Annotated in this window: 7 protein-coding genes; 4 read left to right on the top strand and 3 right to left on the bottom strand. The window is 40.7% G+C overall.

What is annotated here, in order from left to right; genetic code table 11:
• The first annotated feature begins 60 nt into the window (after nt 1-60).
• Together AC29Z1_RS07305 and AC29Z1_RS07300 are read left to right on the top strand one after the other, a co-directional pair.
• On the top strand, nt 61-300 hold the full coding sequence (locus AC29Z1_RS07305) for a LytTR family transcriptional regulator DNA-binding domain-containing protein (protein ID WP_488270801.1): 240 nt from the start codon (nt 61-63) through the stop codon (nt 298-300).
• Nucleotides 301-974: 674 nt separating this feature from the next.
• Nucleotides 975-2,045: a methyl-accepting chemotaxis protein gene (locus tag AC29Z1_RS07300; protein WP_488270800.1), complete on the top strand. Its 1,071-nt coding sequence runs from the start codon at nt 975-977 to the stop codon at nt 2,043-2,045.
• A 145-nt stretch (nt 2,046-2,190) separates the two neighbouring features.
• On the opposite strand, the gene dcuC is transcribed toward AC29Z1_RS07300, so the two are convergent.
• From dcuC to AC29Z1_RS07285, 3 genes are all read right to left on the bottom strand, one after another.
• Entirely contained in the window at nt 2,191-3,573 is a 1,383-nt protein-coding gene (gene dcuC / locus AC29Z1_RS07295) for a C4-dicarboxylate transporter DcuC (RefSeq protein ID WP_488270799.1), read from the bottom strand.
• A gap of 150 nt (nt 3,574-3,723) precedes the next feature.
• Nucleotides 3,724-4,863: a M20 family metallopeptidase gene (locus tag AC29Z1_RS07290; RefSeq protein ID WP_488270798.1), complete on the bottom strand. Its 1,140-nt coding sequence runs from the start codon at nt 4,861-4,863 to the stop codon at nt 3,724-3,726.
• A gap of 4 nt (nt 4,864-4,867) precedes the next feature.
• Entirely contained in the window at nt 4,868-5,671 is an 804-nt protein-coding gene (locus AC29Z1_RS07285; RefSeq protein ID WP_488270797.1) for an IclR family transcriptional regulator, read from the bottom strand.
• A 185-nt stretch (nt 5,672-5,856) separates the two neighbouring features.
• Here AC29Z1_RS07285 and AC29Z1_RS07280 point away from each other — a divergent pair, with 185 nt between their 5' ends.
• The gene (locus AC29Z1_RS07280; RefSeq protein ID WP_488270796.1) at nt 5,857-6,690 is read left to right on the top strand and encodes a transposase; all 834 of its coding nucleotides are present in this window, start codon (nt 5,857-5,859) and stop codon (nt 6,688-6,690) included.
• Nucleotides 6,691-7,060: 370 nt separating this feature from the next.
• Nucleotides 7,061-7,316, top strand: a 256-nt coding sequence (locus AC29Z1_RS07275) for an ECF transporter S component (RefSeq protein WP_488270795.1), incomplete at its 3' end; no start/stop codon positions are given.

Below are 7,316 nucleotides of genomic sequence, written 5' to 3'. Positions count from 1 at the left end.
ATAGAAAGCCGCTTTTTGCCTTACGGCATAAAAGCGGCTTTGTCTACAATCTGAGTTAATATTGTATTAGCGAAGACAATAAAAAAAGTAACTGTTTATGCTAAACTAGATGAATTTGAACAAATGCAACAGTTAAACATGTTTATCCGGTCACACAAAAGCTATTTGGTTAATTTCCTGTATATCGAGAAATATGAAACTGACAAGTTTATATTAACTAACGGAACAATTATACCCATTAGTCGAGCAAATAAAGATAAAGCTAGGGAAGCTTTCTATACGCTTATACATCATTCATAGTGTTATATGCAAAACAAGTAGTTGCCATGCGTTGTGTATGGCTTTTTTTGTTCATTTCGACAATTTCAGCAAAAAACCTGCCATTTTCTATTTATGAAAACAGTCTCATTTTGGGACTATATTAGAAGCAGAGTAGCGTTGCCATTGATTCGGCCATAAAATTGTCTCGCATATCTCGAGTTTCACGCTGGCGGTTGATACAAAATAAGGACTATGGTATCAAATTGTCTATTGACAAAATATGACTGCTGATGATATATATAAAATAAATTTACAATATTTTCAAAACATTATAATAATTTATAAACTGTAAAATAATAAGGAGAACAGTTTTGGTGGTTGGCGATTTATGCTTATGATTGTCAGGTTGTCTAATTTTGAGGAGTAAGTGGGCACCTGTTTTTTAGTGTCAGCAATTCGGCCTGTCCTGAGGGACTGGTACAAGCACAAAAGGCTATTACAGGTGAATTAACAAACAATGATAAATGGGGGGCTACCATAACTGCGTATGCTCCCATTGTAGATAAAGCGGAAAAATGATTGGGGTGGTTGCAGCCGATTATGATGCTAGCATCATTTATAATATGTTGTAAAAAAGTAAGCGCAATACTGTTGTTATCGTCTTTATAACTTTACTTATCGCTGCTTCCATAGTTTATGGTTTTGCACGGTACATGGTAAGACCTTTGAAAGAACTCATAAAACATGTTGACCGTATTTCAGCAGGTGATCTGGCTGTTAAATATTTATCAAAAGATAAAGGTGAAGTTGGACACCTTGCTGATGCTTTTAATAAGATGACAGATAACTTACGTACTCTCATCCAGCAAGTGGCCCATTCTTCAGAGCAATTAGCAGCTTCAGCTCAACAATCATTAGCCACATCGCATCAGTCTGCTCAAGCGGCAAACCAAATTTCTGCTTCAGCCATGAATGTTGCTCATGGGGCAGCGCAGCAGCTGGAAGCAGTTAAAGCAGCGTTAGTCACTGTAGAGGAAATGTCAGCAGCCATTCAGAGCATTGCAACAAATGCTGATTTTGCTACAGATATTTCGAAAAGAACAGTAATTGCCGCCATTGAAGGTAATAAAGCAGTGGAAACGGTGGTTAATCAGATGAACCAGATTGAAACTACCGTTACTCATACAGCGCACGTAGTTGCTAGATTAGGTGAAAGGTCGCAAGAAATAGGGCAGATTGTGTCAGTCATTTCGGGTATCGCAAGTCAGACTAATCTCCTTGCGTTCAACGCCGCAATCGAAGCGGCACGTGCTGGTCAGCAGGGCAGAGGTTTTGCGGTAGTAGCAGAAGAAGTCCGTAAACTTGCGGAACAATCGCAAGATGCGGCAAAGCAAATAGCAAGTTTGATTACTGAAATTCAAGAAGAAACTATTAATGCAGTACATACAATGAATAAAGGTACCCACGAAACCAAAGTTGGTATAGATAATGTGAATCATACTGGGACTAAATTTAAAGAAATAGTAAGTTTCATTAACCAAATGTCAGATCAGGTTGCTACTATGTCAACTTCGATTAATCAAGTATCTAGTGGTAGCCGGCAAATCGTATTGTCAGTTCGTGAGATTGAGCAAATCGGTAAGGCTGCGGCCGAGAAGGCGCAAAATGTATCAACTGCAACAGAAGAACAATCAGCATCTATGCGAGAAATTGAAGCTTTTGGCCAGACGCTTGCAAATATGGCTAACGAATTGCAAAACTCTATTAAAAAGTTTACATTATGAGCGCTAACCATGCTGTAAGCTGAAAGTGTGTGCGATGCACTTGGCATATGGATATAAAAAGGCTGGAAAGGAAACCACCGTTTTTCTTTCCAGCCTTAAAGTTTTCTAATCAACCGGGAAATCCCTAACAAGGCTTAGTAACTTTTTAGAACATCAAAAATGCCATAACCTGGACGACAATCAAACCTGCCATTAACGGAATTGCAGTCCGTTTAATTACCTCAAACGGTGATACTCCGGCGACACCGGAAATGGCGACTATTACTGCCGTGATCGGAGACATGGCACGCGCAACACTGGCAGAAAGCTGCATTGGCAGTAGCAGATTGACTGCCTCAGCTCCGATTTTTGCGGCAACATCAGGTGCAAAAGCGGAGAAGGCGAAGAAAGGTGCATTACCTGATCCCATAACGATGGAAGAGCCGGTGATAATTGCGCTCATCAGTATAACCATCGCATCTTTGCCAAAACCTGCTCCTTGTGCTGAATTGATTAAGGTATCAATAGCACCTAGTGATGTTAGTCCCTTGGCAAATGTTTCACCAGCAATAATCAGGGTAACGACAGTTGCGAACTGCACACCCATACCATCAAAGAAAGTCTGGATGCTGGAAAAAATCTTCTTGATATCTTTGTAGCGAATAAGCTCACAGACCATGGCAACGGCTAAGCCAATAAATAAGGCTACGTTGATGCCCATAGAGATACCACCAACTTTGAAATAGCCGAATAGCATGATCAGGATTAATGGAACTGCTGGCAAAATTGCATAATACGCTGGTGGCAGTTCTTCTTCTGTTCCTTTTTGAACAGTGGCTGCAGCCTCGTCAAGAGGAATTCCTTTCGCTAATCCATTTTCATAGTTTTTGTCAAACCATCTCTGAACAAAGTAATGGACAACCACCATAACAAGAGTAACAGCAATCGCTGGTGGCAGTTGGTATTTAACAAAGTAATCAACTGGGGTTATACCAGCATATTTTGCTGCCAAAATAGAGTTGCCTGAAGCTGGACCTAGGTCAAGACAGCCGTTGGTGCCAATGACTGCAGTGGCTGTTGTCCGGCTGATACCTAGCGAAATGTAGATCGGATACAGGGTAACCATTAATAACAATCCAAAGCCGGAAGCGCTGGGGATAAATGGATGAAGCACTTGACCGATGAGAAAACCGCCACACAATACAAGATACGGGGAACGAAGATACCGCAATGGCTTAACAGCAAAATGAACCATTGCCTTGCTGGCGCCAATCTTATCCATATATTTCGCGAAACCTGCGCACGCCATAATCATAAGACCAAGTTCAGCGGTGCGCTTTGATGTTAGCGTATCGACAAATTTAAATAGGTCAAACCAAGGTGAACCGGTGGATGTTTTGGCTGGTAAAATAGGGCCAAAATTAAAGATAATTGCGAATGCCATCATCGCAAATCCACCACAAATTAAAACGGTTTGAGCCTTGTAATTTTTGAAAATGAGATAGCCACACACGATAACTACGATACTTGCAATCGTCAAACCTAGCATATTTTCTTACCCTCCCAAATTCATATTTAAAACTAGAGCAGTGTGTTACTTCTCCTCATACTTTAATGTGAAAAAATTAGATGGATTAAGAAATAGATATAGGGATAACCTTGCATCAGGAATTCCAGGGATGATTATGAAAACTGGGTTTTATTTGGCAACAATATGTTCAATAATCCGCCGCAACAGATTAAAACGTGGCTCAAGGGAGTCCAGTAACAGGTATTCATCAGAGCTATGGGTACTGCCACCTATTGGGCCCAGTCCATCAATTGTCGGAACGCCTAGATTTGCGGAGAAATTTCCGTCAGAACCTCCGCCAGTCGCAGCCCATCCCAGCGTTATTCCTAAGTCAGCGGCAATTTTTTCTACCGCGCTGCATAACTTTAACGTGCTTTCAGAGGGAACCATTGGCGGACGGATGACACCACCGGATACTTTTACCGTTACGTCTGGTGTTTTAGGATGGGAAACTAATTCTTGCATCAGACCTTCTATACGTTTCGCCTCGTCAATAGTACAGATTCGCATATCTACTTCCGCTTTAGCCTGCTCAGCAACGACATTAGCAGCCGTACCGCCGGTGACAAGGCCAACGTTAACGGTTGTGCCTATTTCATAATTTGTTTGACTATGTAGAAACTGTATCCAGTAAGATAACTCCTGAATAGCGCTACGGCCTTTTTCGTGATCAACACCGGCATGTGAGGCAACACCAGTAATGTCAATCGTATAACGACCAATTCCTTTTCGCATGTTTACCAGATTTCCGTTAGCCCGTGCTGGCTCTAGCACCAGTGCGTACTTGCTTTTTTTCGAGAGTTCTTCAAGCAAAGGACGGGAAAAGCGAGAACTGATTTCCTCATCACTGTTCAGTGCTACACACACGTTTGCTTTAGCTAGCTTTCCTTCACGTTGGAGACTCTCAAGTGCATAGAAAATATACAACAAACCTGCCTTCATATCAGCGACGCCAGGACCGTGGATTTTATTTCCGTTTATAGTAAATGGCCGTTCTGCTGCAGTCCCAGTCGGAAAGACAGTGTCCATATGACCCATCAGCAGTACATCATATTGATCTTGGTCAGTGTTAGAAATCTGAAGACAAGGGCCTACGGAAGAATGCAGGTGATGGGTCTCGACTTTCCAACCGATATTCGTAAACTTGTCCCGAAAAAAATCAGCAATTTTAGCTGTGCCTTCGGGATACTTAGAGCCGCTATCAATATTGACTAAATATTCCAGATCTTTTAGGTATGCGGAAAGATCAAACGTTGGGTTATTCATCATTCACTCATCCTTCTATTTTCTCAGATGTCTTTTGATTATGCTTATTTAGTTGATTCCCATTCTCAGAGCTCCGCAGCCTAGCGGATATTTTTTCTGCCGCATCAATCACGAGGGGGATCCATTCTTGTCTTTTTTCTGGAGTAAACCGCTGAATCGGTCCAGCTATACAAATACAGGCAATAACTTTCCCCAATCCATCTCTGATAGGTGCTGAAATTCCGTATGCTCCAGGGGAATTTTCTTCCTCACTCACTGCATAGCCCCGCTGACGGATTGTTTCATATTCTTTCAATAATTCTTCGGGGTCCACGATGGTATTGGGTGTCTTTTTAATTAACGGCGTAGTTGCTAATAATGCTTTTATTTCTTCGGGATCTTGGTATGCGGTCAACAGTTTTCCTATTGCGCCGGCATAAATCGGAAATTTGGCTCCCAGTTTACCATGGAGCCGGATAGCATGAGCACTTTCAATCTTGTAAGCAATAACTGGATCTTTGCCATCCATAACCCCAATAGATACAGTTTCCATTACAGTTTTTGACAGGTCTTTAACTATATCCTCAGCAAGACTCCATATCCCCTTGTGTTCACTGTAAATACAACCCAGCCGGTATATAGATGGACCAATACAATACTTTTTGCTGTGTTTGTCCTGAACAACAAAACCTGCTTCAGTGAGATCACTCAGAATTTTGAAAACACCACTTTTTACACAGCCAATCTCTTTTGCTAATTCCGTAACACTAAATTCATATGGATAATCACCTAGCCGTTTCAAAATGTAAATGATTTTTTCAGTGCTATTCACAAACTCACCCCTTTTCTTGTTCTCTACAAGAGAACGCGATTCATTATGAGAGAACCTTTTGGTATTATTATTCCATTGAATGAAAATTTTGTCAAGCATTATCATTTAAGACCAAAAGAAGATCAAGGGGACGGTTCTTGCTTGATAGTTTTATGATAGTGTAAAATAAGGCTGAGGTGGTGTGTATGCCTAGATGTGCCCGGAAAAAGGGAGATTATGAAATTTATCATGTCATTCAACGAGGGAATGAAAAAAAATCGATCTTCTATGATGATGAAGATCGAAACCGGTACCTGGGAATTTTACAAAAAAATCAAGAAAAGTATGATTTTAAGCTATATGCATATTGTTTGATGGACAATCATGTTCATTTATTAATTGCATCAAACGGTAGTGACATTTCACAAATCATGAAAAGCATCAATATAAGTTATGTCATGTATTTTAACCGTAAGCATGCGAGATGCGGGCATCTTTTTCAGGATCGTTTTCGTAGTGAAATTGTTACCAATGATGCATATGCGTTACAAGTCTCGAAGTATATTCATTTAAATCCTGTAAAGGCAGGATTAGTTGATAGTCCGGAACATTATCGGTGGAGTAGTATTACTGAATACATGGAAGAGTCACAGATAACTGGCAAAATGGTAGATAGATCTTATTTGTTAGGATTTTTAGCTAATGATATTACGAGTGCGCAGAAGCAATATCGAGAATACATAGGACTACCTGAAGTGCAGCGGCCGATCTGTCATACAGATTATCATGACACGACTAGCTTAGGAGTTGAGAGTGAACCCCCCAAGATGTCACTAGAAGAATGTAGAGCTTTTGTTAGTAATTATATTCACCAAATACATCATGAACAGACTGGTGGACGAGGAAAAGAAAACACCAGGAGAAATTGGATAGTAAAAGAGCTTCGGCGTAGATCCAATTTGTCATTGAAAGACATTGGGAACCTAGTAGAGTTGAGCGAATCCAGAGTTAGTCGGATTTTGAAATCGGGAGAAAAATAGCAAGCAAGAACCGTCCCTCTTTTGCAATTCTTTTGCAAAAAGGGTGGATAGATAGCTGTTAGTTAGCTATCTATCCACCCTTGTCATTGGCATTACGAAGAAGTATCGAGAGTTATTTGTATTTGTAGAAATGAAAGTGTGGCAGCCGTCTGTCTAAAAAAGGGAGACTGCCGCTTTTTATGTTGGAGCGGTTATCACTATATCACTAAGAAAAAATCGGCTTGAAGTATATATCAGGCTCTTAACTGTACCTATACAAAATATAAAAACTGCATATTTTAATAATGTCAATTTTATCTTATAATACTATCACGTGTTACATGGTGCTATGTGCCAAAGGTAAGGAGATGTGAAAGGAGAGAAAACAAGTATGAGACCAGAGTCGTTAATTTCCACAAGACAGCTGGTATATGCAGCACTAGGCATTGCTCTCGTGTTTGCATGCACAGCATTTGTAAATGTTCGTCTGCCTATTGCTGCGAATGGTGGTTTAATTCATTTGGGGAATGTACCGCTGTTTATTATCGCTGCTCTTTACGGTCGGTGGATAGGAACTTTAGCGGGAGGAATCGGTATGGCTCTGTTTGATGTGGTGGGCGGCTGGCTGTTATGGGCGCCATTTACAC

The sequence above is a fragment of the Sporomusa sp. genome (assembly GCF_057736855.1).
Note: the sequence above shows the minus strand (reverse complement) of the source record. Positions and strands in the feature narration are given on the sequence as shown.